The organism is Micromonospora inositola (assembly GCF_900090285.1).
Classification (GTDB): domain Bacteria; phylum Actinomycetota; class Actinomycetes; order Mycobacteriales; family Micromonosporaceae; genus Micromonospora; species Micromonospora inositola.
Genome location: NZ_LT607754.1, coordinates 1,955,416 through 1,979,632, shown reverse-complemented (window position 1 = coordinate 1,979,632; position 24,217 = coordinate 1,955,416). Strand labels below are relative to the sequence as shown.

At 72.0% G+C, this 24,217-nt stretch carries 21 protein-coding genes; 10 read left to right on the top strand and 11 right to left on the bottom strand.

Translation table 11 applies throughout. From position 1 onward, the window contains the following. Window positions 1-20: 20 nt before the first annotated feature. Together GA0070613_RS09420 and moaC are read right to left on the bottom strand one after the other, a co-directional pair. Window positions 21-491, bottom strand: a complete 471-nt coding sequence (locus GA0070613_RS09420) for a MogA/MoaB family molybdenum cofactor biosynthesis protein (RefSeq protein WP_089015850.1) — start codon at window positions 489-491, stop codon at window positions 21-23. Further along, on the bottom strand, window positions 488-979 hold the full coding sequence (moaC, locus tag GA0070613_RS09415; protein WP_089011939.1) for a cyclic pyranopterin monophosphate synthase MoaC: 492 nt from the start codon (window positions 977-979) through the stop codon (window positions 488-490). The genes GA0070613_RS09420 and moaC overlap by 4 nt, the downstream gene beginning before the upstream one ends. Before the next feature lie 873 nt (window positions 980-1,852). Here moaC and GA0070613_RS09410 point away from each other — a divergent pair. From GA0070613_RS09410 to GA0070613_RS09390, 5 genes are all read left to right on the top strand, one after another. Then, on the top strand, window positions 1,853-4,426 hold the full coding sequence (locus GA0070613_RS09410) for a putative bifunctional diguanylate cyclase/phosphodiesterase (protein WP_089011938.1): 2,574 nt from the start codon (window positions 1,853-1,855) through the stop codon (window positions 4,424-4,426). A gap of 70 nt (window positions 4,427-4,496) precedes the next feature. Continuing rightward, complete coding sequence (locus GA0070613_RS09405; RefSeq protein ID WP_089011937.1) at window positions 4,497-5,846, top strand: glycosyltransferase 87 family protein; 1,350 nt, start codon at window positions 4,497-4,499, stop codon at window positions 5,844-5,846. A gap of 10 nt (window positions 5,847-5,856) precedes the next feature. Next, window positions 5,857-6,489: a phosphoribosyltransferase gene (locus GA0070613_RS09400; protein WP_089011936.1), complete on the top strand. Its 633-nt coding sequence runs from the start codon at window positions 5,857-5,859 to the stop codon at window positions 6,487-6,489. A gap of 23 nt (window positions 6,490-6,512) precedes the next feature. After that, window positions 6,513-6,896, top strand: coding sequence for a TFIIB-type zinc ribbon-containing protein (locus tag GA0070613_RS09395; RefSeq protein ID WP_089015849.1), 384 nt, complete (start codon window positions 6,513-6,515; stop codon window positions 6,894-6,896). Between the two features lie 94 nt (window positions 6,897-6,990). Continuing rightward, window positions 6,991-7,671 (top strand): maleylpyruvate isomerase N-terminal domain-containing protein, encoded by a 681-nt coding sequence (locus GA0070613_RS09390; RefSeq protein ID WP_089015848.1) that lies wholly within the window; start codon window positions 6,991-6,993, stop codon window positions 7,669-7,671. Window positions 7,672-7,735: 64 nt separating this feature from the next. On the opposite strand, the gene dnaB is transcribed toward GA0070613_RS09390, so the two are convergent. Further along, window positions 7,736-9,139: a replicative DNA helicase gene (gene dnaB / locus GA0070613_RS09385; protein ID WP_089011935.1), complete on the bottom strand. Its 1,404-nt coding sequence runs from the start codon at window positions 9,137-9,139 to the stop codon at window positions 7,736-7,738. A 395-nt stretch (window positions 9,140-9,534) separates the two neighbouring features. Here dnaB and GA0070613_RS09380 point away from each other — a divergent pair, with 395 nt between their 5' ends. After that, complete coding sequence (locus GA0070613_RS09380; RefSeq protein WP_089011934.1) at window positions 9,535-11,070, top strand: hypothetical protein; 1,536 nt, start codon at window positions 9,535-9,537, stop codon at window positions 11,068-11,070. Between the two features lie 140 nt (window positions 11,071-11,210). On the opposite strand, the gene rplI is transcribed toward GA0070613_RS09380, so the two are convergent. The 4 genes from rplI to rpsF all read right to left on the bottom strand — a co-directional run bounded on the left by rplI (window position 11,211) and on the right by rpsF (window position 12,855). Further along, complete coding sequence (rplI, locus tag GA0070613_RS09375; RefSeq protein ID WP_089011933.1) at window positions 11,211-11,657, bottom strand: 50S ribosomal protein L9; 447 nt, start codon at window positions 11,655-11,657, stop codon at window positions 11,211-11,213. 14 nt (window positions 11,658-11,671) lie between these two features. Continuing rightward, window positions 11,672-11,911 (bottom strand): 30S ribosomal protein S18, encoded by a 240-nt coding sequence (gene rpsR, locus GA0070613_RS09370; RefSeq protein WP_013289355.1) that lies wholly within the window; start codon window positions 11,909-11,911, stop codon window positions 11,672-11,674. Window positions 11,912-11,952: 41 nt separating this feature from the next. Further along, window positions 11,953-12,483 (bottom strand): single-stranded DNA-binding protein, encoded by a 531-nt coding sequence (locus GA0070613_RS09365; protein WP_172875776.1) that lies wholly within the window; start codon window positions 12,481-12,483, stop codon window positions 11,953-11,955. A gap of 81 nt (window positions 12,484-12,564) precedes the next feature. Continuing rightward, window positions 12,565-12,855 carry a 30S ribosomal protein S6 gene (gene rpsF, locus GA0070613_RS09360; RefSeq protein WP_089011932.1) on the bottom strand — a complete coding sequence of 97 codons (291 nt, stop codon included), beginning with the start codon at window positions 12,853-12,855 and terminating at the stop codon, window positions 12,565-12,567. Between the two features lie 673 nt (window positions 12,856-13,528). Here rpsF and GA0070613_RS09355 point away from each other — a divergent pair. Together GA0070613_RS09355 and GA0070613_RS09350 are read left to right on the top strand one after the other, a co-directional pair. Beyond that, entirely contained in the window at window positions 13,529-14,320 is a 792-nt protein-coding gene (locus GA0070613_RS09355) for a deoxyribonuclease IV (protein ID WP_089011931.1), read from the top strand. Continuing rightward, entirely contained in the window at window positions 14,317-16,599 is a 2,283-nt protein-coding gene (locus tag GA0070613_RS09350; RefSeq protein ID WP_231929726.1) for a hypothetical protein, read from the top strand. Before GA0070613_RS09355 ends, GA0070613_RS09350 begins: the two co-directional genes overlap by 4 nt. 17 nt (window positions 16,600-16,616) lie before the next feature. Here GA0070613_RS09350 and GA0070613_RS09345 read toward each other — a convergent pair whose 3' ends face one another. The 3 genes from GA0070613_RS09345 to GA0070613_RS09335 all read right to left on the bottom strand — a co-directional run bounded on the left by GA0070613_RS09345 (window position 16,617) and on the right by GA0070613_RS09335 (window position 21,704). Next, window positions 16,617-18,149: a glycosyltransferase family 87 protein gene (locus GA0070613_RS09345; protein ID WP_089011930.1), complete on the bottom strand. Its 1,533-nt coding sequence runs from the start codon at window positions 18,147-18,149 to the stop codon at window positions 16,617-16,619. A 121-nt stretch (window positions 18,150-18,270) separates the two neighbouring features. Then, on the bottom strand, window positions 18,271-21,042 hold the full coding sequence (locus GA0070613_RS09340; protein ID WP_089011929.1) for a transglycosylase domain-containing protein: 2,772 nt from the start codon (window positions 21,040-21,042) through the stop codon (window positions 18,271-18,273). 197 nt (window positions 21,043-21,239) lie between these two features. Continuing rightward, complete coding sequence (locus tag GA0070613_RS09335) at window positions 21,240-21,704, bottom strand: DUF5318 domain-containing protein (protein ID WP_089011928.1); 465 nt, start codon at window positions 21,702-21,704, stop codon at window positions 21,240-21,242. A gap of 172 nt (window positions 21,705-21,876) precedes the next feature. Between GA0070613_RS09335 and GA0070613_RS09330 the strand changes: the two genes are divergently transcribed. After that, a complete protein-coding gene (locus tag GA0070613_RS09330) occupies window positions 21,877-22,515 on the top strand; it encodes a PadR family transcriptional regulator (RefSeq protein ID WP_089015845.1) in 639 nt (212 codons plus the stop codon). A gap of 23 nt (window positions 22,516-22,538) precedes the next feature. Further along, on the top strand, window positions 22,539-23,618 hold the full coding sequence (locus GA0070613_RS09325; RefSeq protein ID WP_089011927.1) for an inositol-3-phosphate synthase: 1,080 nt from the start codon (window positions 22,539-22,541) through the stop codon (window positions 23,616-23,618). Between the two features lie 77 nt (window positions 23,619-23,695). Here the strand turns inward: GA0070613_RS09325 and GA0070613_RS09320 are convergent, their stop codons facing one another. After that, window positions 23,696-24,175: a methylated-DNA--[protein]-cysteine S-methyltransferase gene (locus GA0070613_RS09320; protein WP_089011926.1), complete on the bottom strand. Its 480-nt coding sequence runs from the start codon at window positions 24,173-24,175 to the stop codon at window positions 23,696-23,698. Window positions 24,176-24,217: the final 42 nt, after the last annotated feature.

Sequence of the window (24,217 nt, the reverse complement as noted above, 5' to 3'; positions counted from 1 at the left end):
GGCGCGGCGGGCGCGGGGCGTCAGTGGTCGCCGCCGCGAAGCTGGTCGACGGCGTGGGTGAGGATCGGCCCGAGCACGGCGAGCCCGTCCTTCGCGCCGCCGGTCGACCCGGGCAGGTTGACCACCAGCATCCGGCCCGCCACCCCGGCGACCCCTCTGGAGAGCGCGGAGGTGGGCACCCGGTCCCGGCTGTGCGCCCGGATGGCCTCGGCGATGCCGGGGATCTCGTAGTCGAGCAGGGCCCGGGTCACGTCCGGCGTCCGGTCGGTCGGGGTGATGCCCGTGCCGCCGCTGGTGAGCACGACGTCGACCCCGTCGGCCCGGGCCGCGCGCAGCGCCTCGCCGACCGGGTCGCCGTCCGGCACCACGACCGGCTCGTCGACCTGACAGCCCAGCTCGCGCAGGCCGGCGACGAGCAACGGACCACTGGTGTCGGCGTAGACGCCGGCGGCCGCCCGGTTGGAGGCGACCACCACTCGGACCCGGATCACGGCCGGTCCTCCGGCCGGACCCACTCGCCGGTCCTGCCGCCCTCCTTGCGGAGCACCCGGACCGCGTCCACGCTGGCCGCCGGGTCGACGGCCTTGACCATGTCGACCAGGGCGAGGCCGGCGACGGCCACCGCGGTCAGCGCCTCCATCTCGACCCCGGTCCGGTCGGCGGTCTTCGCGGTGGCGGTGATCTCCACCGTGTCGCTGGTGAGCCGCAGGTCGACGGTGACCCCGTGCAGGGCGATGGGGTGGCAGAGCGGGATCAGGTCGGGGGTGCGCTTGGCGCCCATGATCCCGGCCAACCGCCCGACGGCGAGCGCATCACCCTTGGGCAGGCCGTCGCGGCGCAGCAGGTCGACGACCTCGGCGGTGGTGCGGAGCCGGCCGGCGGCGACGGCGAGCCGGCCGGAGACCGACTTGGCGGAGACGTCGACCATCCGGGCCGCGCCGGCCGGGTCGACGTGGGTGAGCTGCGCGGGTTCGGTCACGGCCGCGAGCCTATCTTTCGGGTACGACGCGTGCCGCGATCGTCGGAAGCAGCGTCGCGGCAATCGTCCCGCAACACCCGCCGGAGGACGGCCGCCAGGCCGGCGACAAGAAATCGATAACGCCGTTCGGCCTGCTCAACCCGGCTACGGGTGGGGCTCATTGATTGGTGAACCGCCGCAGGTCCAGCCGATCCTGGGTGAGGTCACATCGGTAACCGCAGCCTTCCCGGACAAGAAGCCGCCGCCCCCTCCCGAGCGGTCGAAGAGGCGGCGGAGATTGGCGGCGTAGGTGCGGATATTGGCCGCACTTCCGGCCACCGGGCCCGATTTCCAAAGTCCTCCTCAGCCTGCACAAATGAATCCGTTGCGCAGTCCAGCGAATTCCGCCGGCCGGCGCTACCGACAGGAGGCTGGCCCGGCGAGTCCGCAGTTCATCCACAACGCGTTGAAACGTCGCCCGAACTGCTGATGAGACTTGCCGGAAAACAGGCAAGGCTGATGGCACTCCTCGGCTCGGTCGACGCCTCCGGGATTGCACTGGGCTACCGGACCGACACCTTTCGCTCAGGGGTGGACGCTCTCCGCACAGCCACTACTGACAGAACGTCATGAAGCGTCACAGAGTTGGCTAATATTGCGCATAGCGACTTTTATGCCTTCTATGCGTGCCCTTGCATCTCCTAATCTGTCTTTCGCCCGGTAAAGGTCCCAGCGGACCTTTCGAGAGACGATCTGGAAGGAGCCAGGCGATGCGCGGCAGCGAGTGGCACTGACTCAACGCTTCACGCAGGGAACCTCCCACGGTAGGCTCCCGGCATCAACAATGCTGGTTGATGCCGGCCCCGGCTTCAGCCGTTCAGCCCGTGGAGCTGGATGAGCCACATCGACGGACGACGTGTTGTTGGGACCGATCGGCACCTTGTGACGCTCGTCGGTCTCATCGTCGTACTCGCCTCGGTCGCGACGGTCTCCGCGTTCCTCTTCTTCCTGCGCGACATACCCGGTTCCGTCCGGGATGTCGCCACCATGATCACGCTGACGTTCATGATCGCGGTCAGCGTGATCGTCAAGACACCCGTACGGATACGCTCCACGACCCTCGCGATCGCCTGGGTCGAGACCGCCATCGTGATCGGAGTGGCGGTCGCGCCTTGGCCGTGGGTCATCCTGAGCACCTGCGTCGGGGTCGCGGCAGCGTCCGCGATACTGCATCTCCCCGCGATCAAGACGGCCTTCGGAGTAGGCAAGAACATCCTGATCGCAGCGGGCGCCGCAGCAACGGTGGCCGTGTTGAACTGGCACTGGTCGTCGACGACCCCGGTCGGCGAACTCGTCGGCGCGCTGGGCGCCACCTATCTGGTCGCCGCAGTTCTGGACGACGTACTGGCCATGCCCGTCATCGCCCTCGCCTCCGGCACCCCGATTTCCCGGCAGTTCCGCAGCAACCTCGACCTCCGGATCGCCGGCTTCGCCGTCCGGTTCGTGGTGGCCGTCTGCACCCTGTTCATCCTCCGCGCCGACCCCCGGCTGCTGCTCGCCGTGCCACCGCTGGTGCTCAGCCTCCACCTCGCGTACTCCACCCGGATCCGGACCCGCACCGAACAACAGGCCTGGCAGCGGCTCGCCCGGACCACGGACGCGCTCAACGTGGTCGACCTGGACCAGGTGCTGACCACCGCCGTCACCCAGGCCGCCGAACTCTTCTCCGCCGACGAGGTCGAGATCGAGCTGCACGAGGGCGGCCGCACCGTGCGCGGCACCACCGCCGGCATCCGGCACGACGGCGCCGGCGCCGAGCCGAGCGCGGTCGGCGGGACCGTCATCCCGGCGGCCCTGGAGGGGCACGACCGGGCCGTCGACCTCGGCGTGCTGCGGTTGCGCTTCGCCGGACCGGTCGAGCTCTCCGAGCGGGAGCAGTACACCCTTCGGACGTTCGCCTCCGCCCTCTGCACGGCGGTGCGCAACGCGCAGGCGTACGCCGAGCTGGCCCGGGTCGCGGAGGAGCACGCGCACGCCGCCGCGCACGACGCCCTGACCGGGCTGGCCAACCGGCGTCAACTGCTGGACGAGGGCACCCAGCAGCTCACCAGCCGGCACGCCGACGGCGTGACCGCGCTGGTGCTGATCGACCTCAACCACTTCAAGGAGGTCAACGACACGCTCGGGCACGGCGCCGGGGACCAGGTGCTGATCCAGGTCGCCGACCGGCTGCGCGGCGCGACCCGCCCCGGCGACCTGGTGGCCCGGCTCGGCGGGGACGAGTTCGCCGTACTGCTGCGAGGGCTGCCGGCCCCGGCGGTCGCCGCGCACCGGGCGGACGCCCTGCTGGCCGCCCTGCACGAACCGCTCCACCTGGACGGCATGCGGATCAGCGTGGAGGCCAGCGGCGGCATCGCCGTCGCGCCGGCCACCGGCGGGGTCGCCGAGCTGCTACGTCGCGCCGACGTGGCGATGTACCAGGCCAAGCGCGCCGGCCAGCGGATCTCCACGTACGCGACGACCCGGGACACCGCCGACCTCGGCCGGCTCACCCTCAACGGTGAGCTGCCCCGGGCGGTGGCCGACCACGAGTTCACCGTCAACTTCCAGCCGATCGTCGACCTGGCCAGCGGCCAGGTCACCGGCGCGGAGGCACTGGCCCGCTGGCACCACCCGACGCACGGCATCATCGACCCGCTGCGCTTCCTGGAGGCGGTGGAACGCTCCGGCCTGCTGCCCGCGTTCGCCGAGGCGATCCTCGACCAGGCGTTGATCGCGGCCGGCAGTTGGCGCACCGCCGGCTTCGACCTGCCGGTCTCGGTGAACGTCTCGCCGCGGAGCCTGCTCGACGCCCGCTTCCCCGGGGCCGTGCTGGCCCGGCTGCGGGCGCACGACCTGCCGCCCGACCGGCTGGTGCTGGAGCTGACCGAGACGCTGACGCTCAGCCAGCTGGACGTGGTCGACCGGGTGCTCAGCCGACTGCGCGACTCCGGCGTGCGGCTCGCCCTCGACGACTTCGGCACCGGCTACTCCTCGCTCTCCCTGCTCTCCCGCATCCCGGTGCACGAGCTGAAGATCGACCGCAGCTTCGTGACCGCGATGGAGACCTCGGCGGAGGCCGCCGCGGTGATCCGCTCCACGCTGGACCTCGGCCGCAGCCTCGACCTGGCCGTGGTCGCCGAAGGTGTGGAGAGCGAGCCGCAGCGGCGGGCGCTGTGGGAGCTGGGCTGCGTGGCCGGGCAGGGCCACCTCTTCGCCCGGCCGCTACCGGCCGGCTCGCTGCTCGCCGCCCTCCAGCGCGGCGCGGGCGGGCGCCCGGGCACCCTGGCGGCTCCGCTGCACGACGCGGGCGCGGTGATCCGCCTGCCCGGCCGCCGCCAGGCCGGTCGCGGCCGGACGACCGGCTCCCCGCCCGCCGCCGGCCAGACCGCCGCCGGCCAGACCGCCGACGAGCCTCGGCGGCGCTGACCGGCCAGCTCGGGATCGACGCCCCGAGCGCCGGACGGTACGGCGGCCACGGTCTGCGAGACTGGCCGGCGTGACCGCCACCCCCGAACGGACGATCCGCAGCCGCCGGCGCTGGCAGGACCTGGACTCCGCCGCCGGCGGCCTCGCCCTCGACCTCGGCCTGTACGCGGTGTCGGCGCTCTTCGCCGCGGTCACCGCCGCCACCTCCACCCTCCCGCCGCACCGCGCCTGGGGCGCGATCGCCGCGATGGGCTACCTGCTGGCGACGCTCGCGGTGACCGGCCAGCTCCTGCTCCGGCGGCGTCGCCCGGATGCCGCCGGGCTCAGCGCCCGCGCGGCGGTGACCGCCCTCGCCTGGGCCACCGCGACGCTGCTGCCGTTGGCGGTGCTCAGCATCCAGCGGGCGGCCGGGCGTACCGACCGGGCCCAGGAGGAGGTGGTGGTGGTCGAGCACGCCGGAGCCCGGCTCGCCGAACACGGCACCCCCTACCTCGGCCATGACGCGATCGCCGCGCTGCCCCCCGCCGAGCAGTTGCTCGGCTACACGCCCTACCAGCCGGGGATGGCGCTGTTCGGGCTGCCCCGGGCCGCCGTCGACGCCTGGTGGACCGACTCGCGGGTCTGGTTCGCCCTGGCCACCGCGCTGGTGCTCGCCCTGGCCGTGGGCACCCTGCGCGCCGGGCGCGCGCCGGCGCCGGGCCGCCGGGACGCCGCCGTGCTGCGGGGCGTACAGGCGGCCACCGTGCTGCCGGTCTGCGCGCTGACCCTGGCCACCGGCGGCGACGACCTGCCCGTGCTCGCGCTCTGCCTGCTGGCCCTCGCGCTCGCCGCCGCCCACCGGCCCGGCCGGGCCGGCGTCGCGGTGGGGGTGGCCGGCGCGCTGAAGCTCTTCGCCTGGCCCGTCGCGGTCGTCCTGGTCTGCTGGGCGGTCACCCGCCGGGCCGGCGCCCGCACCGCCCTCGGCGCGGTCGGGTTGCCGGTGGCCGCGCTCCTGCCCGCCCTGCTGGTCGACCGGGACGCCCTGGTGGAGAATGTGCTGCGCTTCCCGCTCGGGCACGGGCTGGTGACCAGTCCGGCGCAGTCCCCGTTCCCCGGCCACCTGATCGCCACGCTGCTGCCCGCCGGCCGGGTGCTCGCCGCCGCGCTGCTGATGGCGGTCGGGGCGGCGATCGCCGTCCGGCTCGTCCGCCGCCCGCCGCGCACCGCCGCCGCCACCGCGCTGATCTGCGGGTACGGGCTGCTCGCCGCGATCCTGCTGATGCCCTCGACCCGCTTCGGCTACCTGCTCTACCCGCTGGCCCTGCTGGTCTGGGCCCCCGCGCTGGCGCTCGCCGGGAGCCGGGCCGCCGAAGGCCCGGTAGACCCCCCGCTGATCGGCTTTCCCGCTAAGTGCGGGGCGGAGCCCGCCGACAGGGCGTAAACCTGAGGACATGACCACCTATCGCGACCGGACCGAGGCCGGCCAGGAGCTCGCCGACCGACTCAGCGGACTCGCCGGGCAGCCCGACGTCGTCGTCCTCGGGCTGGTCCGCGGCGGTGTCCCGGTGGCCCGGGTGGTCGCGGAGCGGCTCGGCGCGCCGCTGGACGTGCTGGTGGTCCGCAAGCTCGGCATGCCCTGGGCCCCCGAGGTCGCCTACGGCGCGCTCGGCCCCGACGGGGTGCAGGTGCTCAACGAGATGATCGCCGGCGGGCTGAGCGAGCACGACCGGGCCGAGGTGCGACGGCGGGAGCAGGCCGAGCTGGACCGGCGGGAGAGCCGCTACCGCGCCGGTCGACCCCCGCTGGACCTGCGCGGGCGCACCGCGGTCATCGTCGACGACGGCCTGGCCACCGGGGCCACCGCGCGCGCCGCCGTGCAGGTGGCCCGGCACCTGGGCGCCACCCGGGTGGTGGTGGCCGTCCCGGTCGGCTCCGAGCAGGCGTACGAGATGCTGGCCGCCGAGGCCGACCAGGTGGTCTGCCCCCAGACCCCGCCGGACTTCGGCGCGGTCGGCGCGTACTACGACGACTTCCACGAGATCTCCGACGACGAGGTGGCGCAGGCGCTCACCGCCACCGCGTGATCCCACCGGGTACCTTCGTTGTCATGCAGCTCACCTGCCCCAAGTGTCACGGAGACATGCGCCAGTACGAGCGCAGCGGCGTCATCATCGACCAGTGCGGCGAGTGCCGCGGCATCTTCCTCGACCGCGGTGAACTCGAGAAGCTCTTCGAGGCCGAGGCGAACTGGAACCGGCAGCACACCACCCCCGCGCAGGCGAACCAGCCGGCCGGTGGGTACCCGCCGCCGCCCCCGCCGCCCGCACCCGCCCCGCACCAGCCCGGGTACGGCGCCGTACCGCCGCCCCCGCCACCGCCCGGCCACGGCTACGCGCAGCCCGCGTACGGCCACGGGCAGCACTACGGCTACCACGGCCACTACAAGCGGAAGAAGCACCACGGCGGCTTCCTCGGCGAACTCTTCGACTGAAGCCGCCACGGCCGGGTCGGCACCCCGCCGATCCGGCCGTTCCCGCGTCAGGGCCGGCGTGCCGACCGGTCAGGGTCGTGGCACGCTGCAGCACATGACGGCCATCCGGCAGCACGAGGCCCTGCGGCAGGCGTACGACGGGATCACTGCCGTGGTCACCGGCCTGGACGACGCGGGGCTGCAGACACCGACCCGCTGCCGCGGCTGGCTGGTCGCGGACCTGCTCTTCCACGTCCTCTGCGACGCGCAGCGGGCGCTGGTCGCGCTGGCCAGCCCCGCCGACGGCCCGGCCGACGTGGACGATGTCAGCTACTGGCGCTCGTTCCCGAGCGGCGGTGCCGGCGACAGCGCGAAGCACGCCTGGTGGGCCCGCCGGTCGGCGGCCGCCTTCGACCGACCCAGCGGGGTGGTCCGCATCTGGTCGGACACCGCGCCCGCCGCCGTCCGGGCGGCCGCCGCCGCTGCCCCGGACGCGTTCGTCACCACCCAGGGGCACGTGCTGCGGGTCACCGACCTGCTCGCCACCCTGACCACCGAGGCGGTGATCCACCACCTCGACCTGGTGGTGGAGCTGCCCGACGCGCCGCCCCCGGCCGAGCTGCCCACCCGGGTCGCGGCGGCCACCATGGACGGCCTGCTCAGCGACGACGCCGTCCGCCCGGCCGGCTGGGACGACCGGGACTACCTGCTCCGCGCGGCCGGGCGGGTGCCGCTGACCGACCGGGACCGGCTGGAGCTGGGCGAGGCCGCCGGCTGGTTCCCGCTGATCGGCTGACCCCGCCGCTCACCGCTCGGCGGGCAGACTCATCGCCGCCGGCGCACGCCTCGCCCGGCAGGGCTCAGACGATGGCCATGTCGACGAAGCGCGAAAGGTGCAGCTGGGCGGCGACGGTCACGGTGTCGGTCGGACCGTTCCGGTGCTTGGCAACAATAAAATCCGCCTCGCCCGCCCGCGGCGACTCCTTGTCGTAGTAGTCGTCGCGGTGCAAAAGGATTACTACGTCAGCATCTTGTTCAATTGACCCAGATTCACGCAAGTCAGACAACTGCGGACGTTTGTCCGTCCGCTGCTCCGGACCACGGTTCAGCTGACTCACCGCGATGACCGGGCACCCGACCTCCTTGGCCAGCAGCTTGAGGCCACGGGAGAGGTCGGCGACCTCCTGCTGCCGGCTCTCGGTGCGCTTTGGCGAGGTCATCAGCTGGAGGTAGTCGACCACGATCATCTTGAGGTCGTGCTTTTGCTTGAGCCGCCGCGCCTTGGCCCGGATCTCCATCAGGTTCATGCTCGGCGTGTCGTCGACGAAGAGCGGCGCCTCGCTGATCTCGCCCATGCAGCGCGCCAGCTTGGTCCAGTCGTCGTCGGAGAGCTGCCCACTGCGCAGCACGTGCAGCGGCACCCGGGCCTCGGCCGAGAGGAGCCGCATGACGATCTCGACCTTGCTCATTTCCAGCGAGAAGATCGCGGCCGCCTGGTTGGCGCGAATGGCAGCATTTCGGGCAAAATCCATGCTTGCCGTAGACTTGCCCAAACCGGGCCTGCCAGCCACGATAATAAGTTGGCCCGGGTGCAGGCCGTTGAGGAGCCGGTCGAGGTCGCTGAAGCCGGTCGGCACGCCGGTCATCACCCCGCCCTGGGCCCCCACCGCCTCGATCTCGTCGAGGGTCGGCTGGAGCATGTCGGCGAGCACTGCGAAGTCCTCGCTGACCCGCCGCTCGGTGATGTCGTAGACGGCCTGCTGGGCCAGGTCGACGATGTCGTCCACGTCCCGGCTGCCACCCTGACCGGTGCCGTACCCGAGCTGGACGATCTTGGTGCCGGCCGCGACCAGCCGGCGGAGCACCGCGCGCTCGCCGACGATCCGCGCGTAGTACGCGGCGTTCGCGGCCGTGGGCACGCTGGCGATCAGCGTGTGCAGGTAGGGGGCGCCGCCGACCCGGGCCAGATCGCCGGAGTCGGCGAGGGCGGCCGCAACGGTGATCGGATCGGCCGGCTCGCCCCGGCCGTAGATGTCGAGGATCGCGTCGAAGACGGTGGCGTGCACCGGGCGGTAGAAGTCGTTGGACTTCAGGATCTCCACGACGTCGGCGATGGCGTCCTTGGAGAGCAGCATGCCGCCGAGGACGCACTGCTCGGCGGCCACGTCCTGGGGCGGGGTCTTCTCGAACTGCCCGTCCCGCGGCGTCGGCGCGGGCGGCTGTCCACCGGAACGCTCCGTCCGCATGTCGTCGGCGACCGACACGGGTCCCCCCTCACTGCGTTCGGATCCAGTCCAGGTCTACCGCCGGCGTCTGACAACTTCCGACGACCCTCCGGTCGATCGGGGGCCACCGGCCGGACGGTCGGGGGCCAACGATACGGAACCCGAGCTCAGCCACTCAACAACGCCGGTGGACGAGCCTCGGGACAACCTGTGGACGCAAGTGCACAGACATGTGCGCAGGGTGTGCACAGCATGTGGACAACCGCTGGGGAATTCCGCCCGGAAACGATCTGACCTGTGCCTTTGCAATCCCCACCCTGTGGACGGAAGATTTCAGGTCGAGCCTTGGGGCCGTTCGTCCCGTACTATCTCAGCGAACGGCTACACCTGGACAGCGGATTGCACTTTCGGTTGAGAAGGGTCACGCTCCGGCCGTGAGCTACCGGGACTGGGGAAGCGGGGAGGGCAGCCCGCGAGAGCGCCAGCCGATCGCCCCCTGGGACGATCCCGCCGAGCCGCTCCCGGTCGACCCGTACGCGTCCGAGCGCTACCGCACCCCCAGTCGCCGCCACGCCGTCGAGCGGGGCCAGCAGGAGCCGGTCGACGCCTACCTTCCCCGCTGGGCACTCGAGTCGGGAGTCAGCCGCGCGGACGGCGGGGGCCGGCACGCCGCCCCCGACGACGACGACCTCGACCGCCCGCGTTCGGACGAGGGATGGCGCACGTCCGCCGACACCGGCTGGCGCGGGGAGCGCGAGTCGCGCGCCATCGGCGTCGGCCCGACCGGCGAGCACACCGCCGAGTGGACCCTCGACACCCCGCAGGACCAGGGGTACGTCGGGAGCCGGCGTGGCGAGTCCGCCGAGGACCTGCCGGTCTCCGGCGCCGCCCCGCGGAGCCGGCCGCGTCGCGCCCCGTCCCGTCGCCCCCAGGTGATCTGGTCGGGCGTGGAGGACGCGACCTCGTCCGAGGGGGAGCCCGACCGGTGGGACACCGGGCGGCCGACCCGGCGCAGCCGGCGGGCGGCGGCGGACTCGTGGTCCCGGGCGGCGGCGGATTCCTGGGAGCGAGGTCGGCCCGCCGAGCCGGATCCCGCCGAGCAGCCGGCGGTCGACCCGTGGGACGCCTCCGGGGTGCATGCCTGGGACCGCCCCGTGACCGGCGGGCGGTGGGACCAGGCGGACGGCACCGGGCGCTGGGACCGGTCCGACCACACCGGTGAGTGGGACCGGTTCACCGACACCGGCCAGTGGGACCGGTACGGGGACACGGGCAGTTGGAACCGGTACGCCGAGGTCGACGAATGGGACCGGACGGTGCCGCCGGCTCCGTTGCGGGACCGGGGGGCCGAGGGGTGGTCGTCGGCGGAGCAGGCCGAAGGTTTCTGGTCCGGGACGCGGTTGGCCGGCGACGATCCGCGCTGGGTGGAGGCACCGCCGTCCGCGCCGCGGTCACCGGTGGTCGCGTACAGCGCGCCGCGGCCGCGTACGGCACCGCGCCGCCGAGTCGAACCGGTGGACGCTGGCCGTGATGCGGTCGGGGCGTCGATCCGGCGGCGGATCGAGACGATCGGCGGTGGGTCGTTGGGCCGCCGGCTCGAGGACGACCTGCTCGACCCGGATCCGGGCGGGCCCATCCGCCCGCTGGTGTACACGGCCGCCTGTTACCTGGTTCCTGCGGTGCTGATCTTCGTCTGGCTGCTGACGCTCGACGGGCAGGCGCCGCCGGGCTGCGTCACCGACATCACCGGCGGGGGGTGCGACTCCCCCCGGGCACACGCCATCGGCTCGCTGATCGCGGGGGCCCCGCGGTTCGGGCTGGCGCTGGTGAGCAGCCTGGTCATCGCGGTGCTGCTGCGCCGGGTCGGGACGACCTGGCGCTCGGCGACGGTGGCGTTGGCGGCGGCGGTGGTCGGTGGCGGTCTCTCCACGGTGATGATCAGCGCGGTGACCGGCCAGCCGATCGGCTGAGTTTCCGTCGCGGCACCGGCCGAGCGACGGCCCAGCCCCGGCGAGGCCGGACGCGTACGGCACCGGCCCACCCGCGACGTCCGCATGCGGAAAGGCCCGCACCGGTTCCGGTGCGGGCCTTTCCGTGGTGCTGGCGGGTGTCAGCCCTGGACGACGTTCAGGTCGAACTTGGCGGCCACCTCGGGGTGCAGCTTGACGCGCACCGGGTAGCTGCCGGTCGACTTGATGTGACCGGGCAACTCCAGCCGACGACGGTCCAGGACCGGACCGCCGGCCGCCTTGACGGCGTCGACGATCTCGGCCGGGGTGACCGAGCCGAAGAGCCGGCCGCCCTCACCGGCGCGGACCTTCAGGGTGACCTTGAGACCCTCGAGCTGGGCCTTGACCTCGTTGGCGTGATCGAGGTCGCGGATCTCCCGGGCCGAGCGGGCCCGCTTGATGACCGTGACCTGCTTCTCCGCGCCCTTGGTCCAGGCGATCGCGAAGCCCTGCGGCAGCAGGTAGTTACGGCCGTAGCCGTTCTTCACCTCGACGATGTCGCCCGGGGCACCGAGGCCGGACACCTCCTGAGTCAGGATGATCTTCATGTCGGTGCCTCCTCTCAGCGGGTCGTGGCCGTGTACGGCAGGAGCGCCATCTCGCGGGCGTTCTTGACCGCGCGGGCGATCTGCCGCTGCTGCTGCGAGGTGACGCCGGTCACCCGCCGAGCGCGGATCTTGCCGCGGTCGGAGATGAACTTGCGCAGCAGCGCGGTGTCCTTGTAGTCGATGTAGGTGATCCCGTCCTTGTCGAGCGGGTTCACCTTCTTCTTCGGCTTGCGAAGTGCCGCAGCCTTGGCCATTGCTCGTGCTCCTGGTTTGCGATCGCGGGCGCTCGGCGCCATTAGAACGGAGGCTCCTCGTCGAAGTTGCCGCCCGAACCACCGCGCGAGGGAGCCGGGGCAGCCGAGGCCCAGGGGTCGTCGAAGTTGCCTCCGCCGCCCTGGCCACCGCCACCACCGGAGCCGAAGCCACCGCCGCCACCACCGGAGCGCGACATCTTCTGCACCTTCGCCGTGGCGTAGCGCAGCGACGGGCCGATCTCGTCGACCTCGAGCTCGATGACGGTGCGCTTCTCACCCTCGCGGGTCTCGTACGACCGCTGACGCAGTCGACCCGAGACGATCACGCGGGCGCCCCGCTGCAGCGACTCGGCGACGTGCTCCGCCGCCTGCCGCCACACGGTGCAGGCCAGGAAGAGCGGCTCGCCGTCCTTCCACTCATTGGTGGTCTTGTCCATGAACCGGGGCGTCGAAGCGACCCGGAACTTGGCGACCGCCGCACCGGACGGGGTGAACCGCAACTCGGGGTCATCGGTCAGGTTGCCGATGACCGTGATGGTGGTGTCTCCTGCCATGACCATCTCCTCGCGCACTCATCAGATCCCGCCGTACAGGCTCTCAGAGCCGTACGACAGAGCCGATGAGGCTGATCCGGGCGAACCGGGTTTGAATGCTTAGCGCATCTCCGGCCGGATGACCTTGGTGCGCAGCACGGACTCGTTGAGCCGCAGCTGACGGTCCAGCTCGGCCACGGCCGCAGGCGTGGCCTGCAGGTCGATGACGGCGTAGATGCCCTCGGCCTTCTTGCTGATCTCGTACGCGAGGCGCCGGCGGCCCCACACGTCGGTCTTCTCCACCGAGCCACCCGCGGTCCGGATCACGTTCAGGTACGTGTCGAGCGACGGGGCGACGGTGCGCTCCTCGAGGCTGGGGTCGAGGATCACCATGATCTCGTAATGACGCAAGACGTGCTCACCTCCTGTGGGCTATGCGGCCACGGTCCTTCCGTGGCAGGAGGTCTGCGTCGTGGCCCGCCCGGTACCGGGGGGACCCGGCCGGACGCGGACAACCGGACCAGGATACCCGGTCCGGACGATCATGCCCGGGGCGGTCGGCGGGACCGGCCGGGCGCGGTGACAGGGGTCCACCGCCGGCTTCGAGCACCGGAGGTGGACCCCTGTCCAGGAGGCCGCGGGGCGTCCCGTCCGCATTCCTTGGGTGGGACCTGGGGAGGAACGACCACACCGATGAGGTTGGATCGAGGACGCCCCGCGGAGCTTTATAGTGTTGTCAGCTGATCTGACCATACAACGGCTCTCGTCACCTGTTGGGGTAAATGGAGGAATTGCCCCGACCGCGCTGCCGATCGGTCACCGGCGGCGCGAGTCGGATCCCGCCCCGTCGTGCCGGGCCGCACGACGGGGCGAGCCATTTCCGGGGTCTCCCCGCCCGGGCCGCGGGTGACCGTGCCCGGGTGGGGCGTCGACCATCAATCCCACCTCGCACAACGACCGCCCGCCCGCCGGGTGACGCGTTCCGTCGCCGCCCACGGCGCCGGTCCCCGCCGATCCGGTCGCCGGAACACCCGGCGCGCCGCCGTCACCCCGCACGCAGGGGGCGCGACGTAGGCTCCCCTGCATGCGTATCGGAGCCCACGTCGATCCGACCGACCCGCTGGCCGAGGCGGCCGCCCGTGACGCCGAGGCCGTGCAGTTCTTCCTCTCCGATCCACAGGGATGGAAGGCCCCGAAGCCCCGGGCGGACGCCGACCGGCTGCGCGGCGCGGACGTCGACCTCTACGTCCACGCGCCGTACGTCATCAACGTGGCCACGCTCAACAATCGGATCCGGATCCCGAGCCGGAAGCTGCTGCTGAGCCATGCCACGGCGGCGGCGGCGATCGGCGCGAAGGGGCTGATCGTGCACGGCGGCCACGTCAACGCCGGCGACGACCTGGCGGTCGGCTTCGACAACTGGCGCAAGACCTTCGCGTACGCCGCCGACTCCGGCGGCTTTCCGGTCCCGGTCCTGATCGAGAACACCGCCGGTGGCGACAACGCCTGCGCCCGGCACCTCGACGCGCTGGCCCGGCTCTGGGACGCCCTCGGCGACTACGAGGTGGGCTTCTGCCTGGACACCTGCCACGCCCACGCCGGCGGCGAGGAGCTGCTGGGGCTGGTCGACCGGGTCAAGGCGATCACCGGCCGGATCGACCTGGTGCACGCGAACAACTCCAAGGGCGCCTTCAACTCGGGGCAGGACCGGCACGACAACCTCGACGGCGGCACGATCGACCCCGAGCTGGTGGTGGCGGTGATCCGCGCCGCCGGCGCCCCGGTCATCGTGGAGACGCCCGGCGGGGTCGACGGCCAGGCGGCGGACGTCGCCTTCCTGCGCGGGCAGCTCGGCACGGGGACGTCGGCCGCATGACCACGGAGCAGTCGGACGCGACGGACAGCGGCGGCCGGGCCGGCTCGACCATCAACGGCGACAACCCGCCGCCTCCCGAGGCGGCCGGCACCGACGCCAGCGCCACCGCCCGGGCGACGGACGACACCACCGCGGAAGAGCCCACGAAGGAGCGGTCGTCCGCCGCGGCGACCGCGAAGGCCGAGCAAGCCGTCGCGGCCACCACCAAGGACCAGCCGGTCGCCGCGGCGACAGCCATCGGCGGGCCCGCCGCGGGAAAGGCCGCCGGGGACGGACCGGCTGCCGGGAGGACCGCCGAGGGCGACAGCCCCGCCACCGACCGGAACGCGGCCACCACGACGGACGCGACCACCGCCGGGAAGGACGAGCCCGCCGGAACGGGCGGCGGGGCCAGCACCGCCGCCGACGAAGGCGACGGTGCCGGGACCGCCACCGGAAAGACCGGGAAGGACGGCAAGGACGGCGCCGCCGGCAAGGATGCGCCCGCCGAGGGTACGGCGAAAGCCGACCCCTGGTCCGCCTTCGGTCCCGCCCCCGACCCGGTGCTCACCCGGCCCCGCCGGGCGGTCCGCGCGGTGGGCCGGTTCCTGGTGCACGAGTGGACCCTGGCAGTCGTCGCCGCGCTGGCCCTGGCCGTCCTGCTCACCTGGCCGACGCTGCGCTACCCGCTCTACACCCTGCCGCAGGACTACTGGGACCCGAGCCTGCAGTCGTGGCAGATGGCCTGGTCCGGGCACATCCTGCTGACCGACCCGGCGCAGCTCTGGCACGCCAACACGTTCTTCCCGGAGAAGTGGAGCTTCGCCTTCTCCGACACCCTGCTCGGGTACGCCCCCGCCGGCATGCTCGGCACCGGCCCCGAGGCGGCGGTGCTGCGCTACAACATCATGTTCGTGCTGGCCCACGCGCTCGCCACGCTGGGGGCGTACGCGTTGGCGCGGCAGCTGGGGGCGGGCCGGATCGGCGCCGCGGTGGCCGGGGTGAGCTACGCGTACGCCCCGTGGCTGCTGGCCCAGGCCGGGCACCTGCACATCGTCTCCAACGGCGGCATCCCGCTGGCCCTGGCCATGCTCGCCCGGGGACACGGCTGGTCCCTGCGGTACGGGTACCGCCCGGGTCGCCGGCACGCCGGGTGGGCGTACGCCGGCTGGATGGTGGCGGCGTGGCAGCTCAGCCTGGGCTTCGGTATCGGGCTGCCGTTCGCGTACCTGCTGGCCGGCATCGTGCTGGTCTCGGCGGTCGTCTGGTTCACCCGGCGCTGGCTGGTCCGGCCGGTGCGGCGACCGTTCGGCGTCCGGCTGCTCCTCGCCGACGTGATCGGCGGCGCGCTCTTCGCCGCGGTGGGCGCGCTGCTGGCCGTGCCGTATTTCACGGTCGCCGAGCTGCACCCGAACGCGGAGCGGACGATCGGCGACATCGCCATCTACTCACCGCCGGCGAGCGGCTTCTTCACCGCGCCGGCCGAGTCGCGGATCTGGGGCGACCTGCACGAGGGGGCGCGGGCCGCGCTGCCCTGGCATCCGGAGATGACGCTGCTGCCCGGCTTCGTGCTCTACGCGCTGGCCGCCGGCGGCCTCTTCTTCTCGGTCTGGCGGCTGCGCCACCGGCTGCTGCTGCTCGCCGGGGTGCTGGTGACGATGGCCCTGGCCATGGGGACCCGGTTCTTCCACGGCACCTTCACCTACGTGCCGCTCTTCGAGCACCTGCCCGGCTGGAACGGGTTGCGGACGCCCGGCCGGATGATGCTCTGGACGACCCTGCTGCTCGGCCTGCTCGCCGCGGGCGCGGTGACCGCGTTCTGCGCCCGCGTCCGCGAGCTGGCCGCCGAGCGGGTGCCGCCCTGGCCCGGGCCCTGGCTGCGGCTGGCCACCCTGTTGCCGCTGCTACTGGTGCTCGTCGAGGGGCTGAACACCACCCCGCACCCGGTGGTACCGGTGCAGCCGGCCGCCCTGCGCACCGTGGACGGTCCGATGCTGGTCCTGCCGAGCAGCCAGAACCTGGACCAGCCGGTGATGCTCTGGTCGACCAGCCGGTTCCAGGACATGGTCAACGGGGGCAGCGGCTTCACCCCGGACAGCCAGGCCCGGGTCCGCGAGCTGACCCTCGGCTTCCCGGACCAGTCCAGCGTCGACTACCTGCGCTCCCTGGGCGTCCGCAACGTGGTGATCCTGCGTGACCAGCTGGCCGGCACACCCTGGGAGCGGATCGTCGACAACCCGGTCGACGGGCTGGGCATCACCCGCGAGGAGGTCGGCGACGCGGTCGTCTACCGCCTCTGACCGGGCTGTGGCCCCGCCTACACCGTGACGGGATCGGCCGGCGCGGAGCCCGTCGAGGAGCGGTCGCGCCAGCGGACGTACCAGGGGGCGTCGGGGGAGCCGTCGAGGACGCCACCGTCCGGGTCGTCGGCATAGGTGTGGCGGACCACGTCGCGCTCGGGCCGCAGGATGTCCCGGATCACGAAGCCGCAGAGCACCGCGACGGTGATCAGCCGGAGGCTGGCGGCCAGCACGAAGACGCCCTCCGGGAAGACCGGCCGGTTGGTCGCCGCGCCGAGCAGCTCGCCGTAGAACGCGGCGAAGTAGCACACCTCGGCGAGCTGCCAGGCCAGGAAGGCGCCCCAGCGCGGTCGGGCGAGCACCGCGAGCGGGAGCAACCAGAGCACGAACTGCTGGGACCAGACCTTGCTGAAGATCAGGAAGACGGCGACCACCAGGAAGGCGAGCTGGGCCAGCCGGGGCCGCCGCGGCGCGAGCAGCGCCAGCGCGGCAATGCCGAGGCAGGCCAGCCCGAAGAGGGCGTACGACAGCCAGTTGAGGGTGGGGATGTTGGCGTTCAGCCACTCGAACGGCCCGAGCTTGCCCGGGGCCGACGGGCTCACCTTGCCGTCCAGGTAGCGGCCGATGTACCAGAGCGTGCCCCAGTCGATCGGCCGAGTGGTGTTCAGCTCGAAGAAGCGCCCCCAGCTTTCCCGGTAGGGAATCGCCACCGGCAGGTTCACCAACACCACCGTCATCGCGGCCGTGATGATGGACAGGAGTGCGGCCCAGACCCGGCCGGCGCGGACCGCGAGCACCAGGATCGGCCCGAGGATGAACAGCGGCCACATCTTCGCCGCGCCGCCGAGCCCGAGCAGCACCCCGGCCAGGGCGGCCAGCACGGCACCGTACAGGCTGGGTTCGGACCGCGCCCAGGCCAGCAGTCCGAACGCGGCCAGCCCGACCGCGAGCAGGTCCCAGTTGACCGTGGCGGTGAGCAGCAGTGCGGGGGCGAGCGCGAAGAGCGCCGCGTCCCAGGGTCGTCGTCGCCGTAGGGCGAGGATGACCGCTACGGTGGCCACCGCGAGCGCGCTGAGCACCAGCGCGTTCAGGTTGTAGAACCACCGGCCCTGGTTGATGCCGGGGTTGTCGACGCCGAGGGCGTGCACCGGCAGCCCCAGCGCGCCCATGAGGTAGCCGGTCAGCACCGGGTACTCGACGGGGTGGTCGACGTAGGGCACCTTGCCCTCGTTCAGCCCCTCGGCGTAGTAGAGCGCCAGCACGTCGGTGTAGCAGAGCCGGGTGTACTGCACGTTGTTCTGCCAGGCGCCGTCCTGGCAGGGCGACTTCTGCACCCAGTGCAGGGCGAGGGTCAGGCAGACCAGGGCCAGCACGATCCGGGCGGCCGTCCAGAAGCGCCCCTCCCGGCCGGCGGGCCGGTCCAGCGCGACCGCGTGGTCGCCCAGCGGTCCGCCGATCACCTCGGAGACGCCGCGGACGAAGCCGTCCGAGCGGGACGGGTGGTCGGTGGTTTCGGCGCCGTCGATGCCTGCCGTCGACTGGGTGCTCATGGAGAGGAATCCTGCCGTACGGCGGGGGTCGGCGTCCCGCCTCACCCGCACAATTCCGGTAGGCGGATACGCCGACGGCGGCCGGACGCGTGGTCCGGCCGCCGTCGGCGGTGCTTGGAGTTCAGTACGTCTGCCGTGGTGGTGTGGTCGGGAGGATCCCGCCGCCACCACCGCCACCACCGCCGGGTCGCGGATCGAACGGGTTGGTCGGCCCGCCGTTGCCGTTGCCGTTGCCGCCACCGTTGACCGGGCAGAACGGGTTCAGCGGGTCCGGGCAGCCCGGCATCACGGGCGGCGCCGTCGGCGGCGGGGCCTCCCCGTTGCCGGAGTTCGGGTCGCCGACGTGCGCGGCCTCCAGGAAGTCCATCTCCTTCTCGCCCTTGAGCGCCTCGTTCATGAACCGTTGGAAGATGGCGCCCGGCATCTTGGCGCCGCTGATCTTCGCGCCGCTCTTGTCCTTGATCGGTAGACGGTTCTTGACGTTGCCGACCCAGACCGCGGTCGCGAGCTGGGGGGTGTAGCCGATCATCCAGGCGTCGCCGTTCTCGGTGGTCCCCGGCTTCTGCTCCCAGGTACCGGTCTTCTCGGCGGCCTTGCGGCCGTCGGCGAGCCGGCGGTTCACGGCGGCCGGGTACTTCTCCAGTACCGAGGTCACGTCGCGGACGATGTCCTGGTCGATTCGCTGCACCGGCTTGACCTGCTCACCGCCCAGCTTCCGCCACGTACCGGTCTGCTGGTCCTGCTTCTCCACCAGCTTCACGAAGTGCGCCTTGATGTACTTCCCGCCGTTGGCGAAGGTGGCGACGCCGTTGGCGTGGTCCAGCACGGTGATCGGGTACTGGCCGTAGCCGACGACGTGGTAGAAGGGCGCCGGCGCGAGGTCCTGCGGCTTCTCCTTGGTGAGGTCGTGCGGCTTCGCCGGGTTGGTGTCCGTCTGCCACATCATCGTGACGCCGGCGTTCCTGGCCATCTCGACGACCTTGTCCGGGCCGATCTCCTGGGTCACGTAGTAGAACGGCACGTTCAGCGACTTCAGCGTCGACACCTCGAGGGTGCAGGAGTTGCCGCAGGACGGGTTGTCGGTGCCGGCGTTGCTGACCTTCCAGGTGACCCCCTCCGGGGTGAACGCCTTGCCCTTCCACCGGGACTCGAGGGACTTGCCGGCCTTGAGCGCCGCGGCCAGCGTGTAGATCTTGAAACTCGAACCGGGCGAGTGGCCGCCGCTGACGACGCCGTTGTCGTAGTTCTTGCCGGCGTAGTCGGTGCCGGTGCCGTTGTCACCGCCGTAGTAGGCACGCACACCGCCGGTCCTGGGATCGATCGACACCACGGCCGCCATCAGGTTCTTCGGCTGACCGTCCAACTCGGAGCCCTTGGTGGCGCGCTGGGCCGCCTCGAGCGCCGCCTTCTGCATCTTGGTGTCGATGGTGGTGGTGATCCGGTAGCCGCCCTTGCTGAGCGCCTGCGAGCAGAGCGGCTTGTTGTCGGTGACGTCGGCGTCGTTGTCGGTGCAGAGCTTCTTCTCCCGCATCTCCTGCGCGACATAGTTGATCACGTTGCCGTACGGCGTGTTGACGCCGAAGTCGACCCCGACGCCCCTCGAGTTGGGCTTCTTGAGCGACTTGAGCGGGTATTCAGTCGGGTGCGGTTGCTTGCCCGGCGCGTCCAACCAGCCCTCGGTGATCATGCCGCTGATCACGTAGTTCCACCGGTCCAGCGCGGCCGCCTGGTTGATCGCCGGGTCGTAGCCCTTGTGCGTGGCGCTCGGCTCCGGCTGCTTGATCAGCGCCGCGAGCACCGCTGCCTCTGCCACGGTCAGGTTCTTCGTCGGCTTGCCGAAGTACGTCTGGGCCGCCGCCTCGATGCCGTACGCGCCCCGCCCGAAGTAGACGATGTTCAGGTAGTGCTGCATGATCGTCGGCTTGTCGTACTTGTCGTTCAGCTTGGAGGCGAGGATCGCCTCCTTCACCTTCCGCGCGTACGTGTCCTGCTTCAGGTTGTCGTAGGCGTTGCGGGCGTACTGCTGGGTGATGGTCGAGGCGCCCTGCTTGTCGCCGCCGGTGAAGTTGTTCCAGGCGGCCCGGGCGATGCCCTTGTAGTCCACACCGGAGTGCCGGTAGAAGTTCCGGTCCTCCGCCGCGGCGACCGCGTCCTGCACCCACTGCGGGATGTCCTTGATGGCGACGAAGGCGCGGTTCTCCGCGCCGACCTTGGCGATGGGTGTCTTGCCGTCACCCGCGTAGATGGTGCTGGCGAGCGGCGGGGTGGTGTCCTCGGGGAGGATGACGTTGGTGGAGTAGTAGGTGAAGCCGACCACGCCGATGCCGGCGAGCATGATGAAGACGGCAAAGCTGGCGATCAGCATGTTGATCCGCCGGCGCTTCTTCGCCCGGGCCGCCGCGCCCGGGTCGTCACCGCGGCCACCGCGGCGGCCGGGACCGTTCGGCCCACCGGGACCGCCGGGACCACTGCCCGCCATGCCCGGCACCCCGGCGCGGGCCACCGAGGCCCGACCACCCACGGCCGCCGAGCCGACGCTCGCCCGCCCGGCCGAGCCCACCGCGGCCGCGCCGACCGAGGCGCGGCCCGCGCCGGCCCGACCCGAGGCGCCACCGGGGGCCGGGGAGACGGGCACCGAGGCCCGTCCCGCGCCGGCCCGGCCCACCGAGGCCGAGCCCGCCGCACCGCCGCGCGGTGCCGGAGCCGCGCCGCCGACGGAGGCCCGTCCACCGGACGCGGACCCCCGGGGCGGGACGGAGGCGCGGGCCGAGGCCCCACCCTCCGGGGCTGATGACCAGCCGTTCCCGTGCGGGCTCCCACCGGAACCGGGGTCGCCGTTGGGGCCCGGGATCTGGGCCCGCCCACGCGAAGAACTGGGATCGCCGTAGTTCATTCCTCACACCCTGCCGGTCGCGGTGGGGCGCGGACACGCCGCCACCGGGTTGCCGTGAGCTGGACCACGAGACGCTACACCCCGGGCGTGCCGGGGCGCAGGCGTCGAATCCAAAGCAATCGGACTAATCAGACGTCGAAGCTGTCGGTCCGCCCACCCGTCGTCGTCCGGGCCGGGGTCGGCCGATACAGCTCGAATCACCGTTGCGCCTCTCGCCTTCGACGAGGGGTGGAACCGTTCGGGGCGGACGGGCCGCTCACCGCGCCCCGCTCCGCCCCGTCCTCCGTGCCGCCGGCCAGCCCGTCCCGGCCGAGCAGGAACTGCTCGACGAGATGGTTCCAGTCACAGCCGAGGCACACCTCCACCACGAAGACCTGGAACTCACGCAACGTCATCGCCAGGACGGGCAACTCGGCCCGGGTACGCGCCTGGCCGGCGGACTGCTTGAGTTCGTCCCCGTAAATGTAGTGGACGTGGATGAGGTTCTCGCTGCGGCAGATCGGGCAGCGCTCCTCGGTGGGTTCGCCGTGGAACCGGGCGGCGTTCTTCAGGTACGGCGAGGCGTCGCAGACGTCGTACGTGCCGACCCGGCCGGCGAGGAGCTCGCGCAGCACCGCTCGCTTCTGGAGCGAGTAGTCGACGACCTGGCGAGACGTACGCATGCGGCAAAGGGTACGCGGTCCGGCCGGACGAGGCGACCGCCGTGACGATCCGTGACGGCAGCACCTCGGAACGGGGGTTTGCCCTGATCATGGGTCTCCGCTAACGTGCGATGTATCGGTCCGATACATCGCGGCGGTTACCGCTCGATGGCGGGGGTAAGAAGGGATGGGCATGCTCGAGTTCGCCATCCTGGGCCTCCTGCAGGAGGCTCCGATGCACGGCTACGAGCTGCGCAAGGAGCTGACCGCCAAGCTCGGCGCCATCCGGGCGGCGATCAGCTACGGCTCGCTCTACCCGACCCTGCGCCGGCTGCAGGCGGCGGGCTGGATCACCGAAGCCGCCGAGACACCCGCGACCGCCGAGGAGGTTCCCGCGCTGACCAGCCGACGTGGTCGGGTGGTCTACACCATTACCGCGGAGGGCAAGGAACGCTTCGCCCAACTGATAGCGCAGGCTGGTCCCGAGACGTACGACGACACGGGCTTCGGCGTGCACTTCGCGTTCTTCGCCCGGACCGACCAGGCCACCCGGCTCCGGATCCTGGAAGGTCGTCGCCGCAAGATCGAGGAGCGTCGCGAAGGTCTTCGTGACGTGCTCGGCCGGGCAGCCGAGCGCCTCGACGCGTACACCCTGGAACTGCAGCGCCACGGCCTCGACGCCTGTGAGCGTGAGGTCCGCTGGCTGGAGGAGCTCATCGCCAATGAGCGCTCCGGCCGTGCCCCGACCGTCCCGCTACCCGGGACAGCCGGCGGCCGACGAGATGACAACAGCCCGCCCCCGCCTGGCGAGTCCAGGAAAGAGCGGCCGTGATGAAGAAGAAGGAGGCAGACGCTATGGGCTCCGTCCGCGTCGCCATCGTCGGTGTGGGTAACTGCGCCTCGTCCCTCGTACAGGGCGTGGAGTACTACCGGAACGCCGATCCGAACGACCGCGTCCCGGGTCTCATGCACGTCACCTTCGGCGACTACCACGTCTCGGACGTGGAGTTTGTCGCGGCGTTCGACGTGGACGCCAAGAAGGTGGGCATGGACCTCGCGGAGGCGATCGTCGCCAGCGAGAACAACACCATCAAGCTCTGCGACGTGCCGCCGACCGGCGTCAGCGTGCAGCGCGGTCCGACCTTCGACGGTCTGGGCCAGTACTACCGCGAGATCATCGAGGAGTCGGACACCGAGCCGGTCGATGTGGCCAAGGCGCTGCGCGACGCGCAGGTCGACGTCGTCGTCTCCTACCTGCCGGTCGGCTCCGAGCAGGCCGACAAGTTCTACGCCCAGGCCGCGATCGACGCCGGCTGCGCGTTCGTGAACGCCCTGCCGGTCTTCATCGCCTCCGACCCCGAGTGGGCGAAGAAGTTCGAAGACGCGGGTCTGCCGATCGTCGGCGACGACATCAAGAGCCAGGTCGGCGCCACCATCGTGCACCGCGCCCTGGCGAAGCTCTTCGAGGACCGCGGTGTCGAGCTGCTGCGCACGTACCAGCTCAACTTCGGCGGCAACATGGACTTCATGAACATGCTGGAGCGCACCCGCCTGGTCTCGAAGAAGATCTCGAAGACCCAGTCGGTGACCTCCCAGATCCCGCACGAGATGAGCAAGAGCGACGTGCACATCGGCCCGTCGGACCACGTGCCGTGGCTCGACGACCGCAAGTGGGCGTACATCCGCCTGGAAGGCCGCTCCTTCGGCGACACCCCGCTCAACGCCGAGCTCAAGCTCGAGGTGTGGGACTCGCCGAACTCGGCCGGTGTCATCATCGACGCCGTCCGGGCCGCGAAGATCGCGCTGGACCGCAAGATCGGCGGCCCGATCCTGTCGGCCTCGTCGTACTTCATGAAGTCCCCGCCCAAGCAGTACGCCGACCACGACGCGCACGCCGCCGTCGAGGCGTTCATCGCCGGCGAGGTCGAGCGCTGACGCGCTGACCACAGCAGCGTCGAGGGCCGGGTCCGCACGGACCCGGCCCTCGCGCGTTCAGACGACCCGGAGGTACGTCACGACCAGGCGCGTTGCAGGGCGACGCCGGCCTCCAACTCCAGGAGCGTCACCTTGCGCGGCAGCCCGCCGCCGAAGCCGACCAGCTTGCCGCCCGCCCCGACGATCCGGTGGCAGGGCACGATCACCGGAATCGGGTTCCGGTTGCAGGCGACCCCGACCGCCCGGGCCGCGCCCGGCTCGCCGACCGCCCTCGCCACCTCGCCGTAGGTGAGCGTCTCCCCGTACGGGATGCGGGTCATCTCCCCCCAGACCGCCCGCTCGAAGTCGGACCCCCGGCGCACCGCCACCGGCACGGTGAACTCGGTCAGCTCACCGGCGAAGTACGCCCGTAGCTCGGCCACCGACCGGCCGGCCAGCCCGCCGACGGGCTCGTCGGTCGCCGACTCCACCCGCCCGAAGTGCGCCCCGCAGACCGCCTCGTCGTCGGTGGCCACGGAGAACTCCCCAATCGGCGAGTCGAGCACGGTCCAGCGCATGACCCGATTGTCCCGCGCGGAGCCCGGAACGCCACCGCGGGG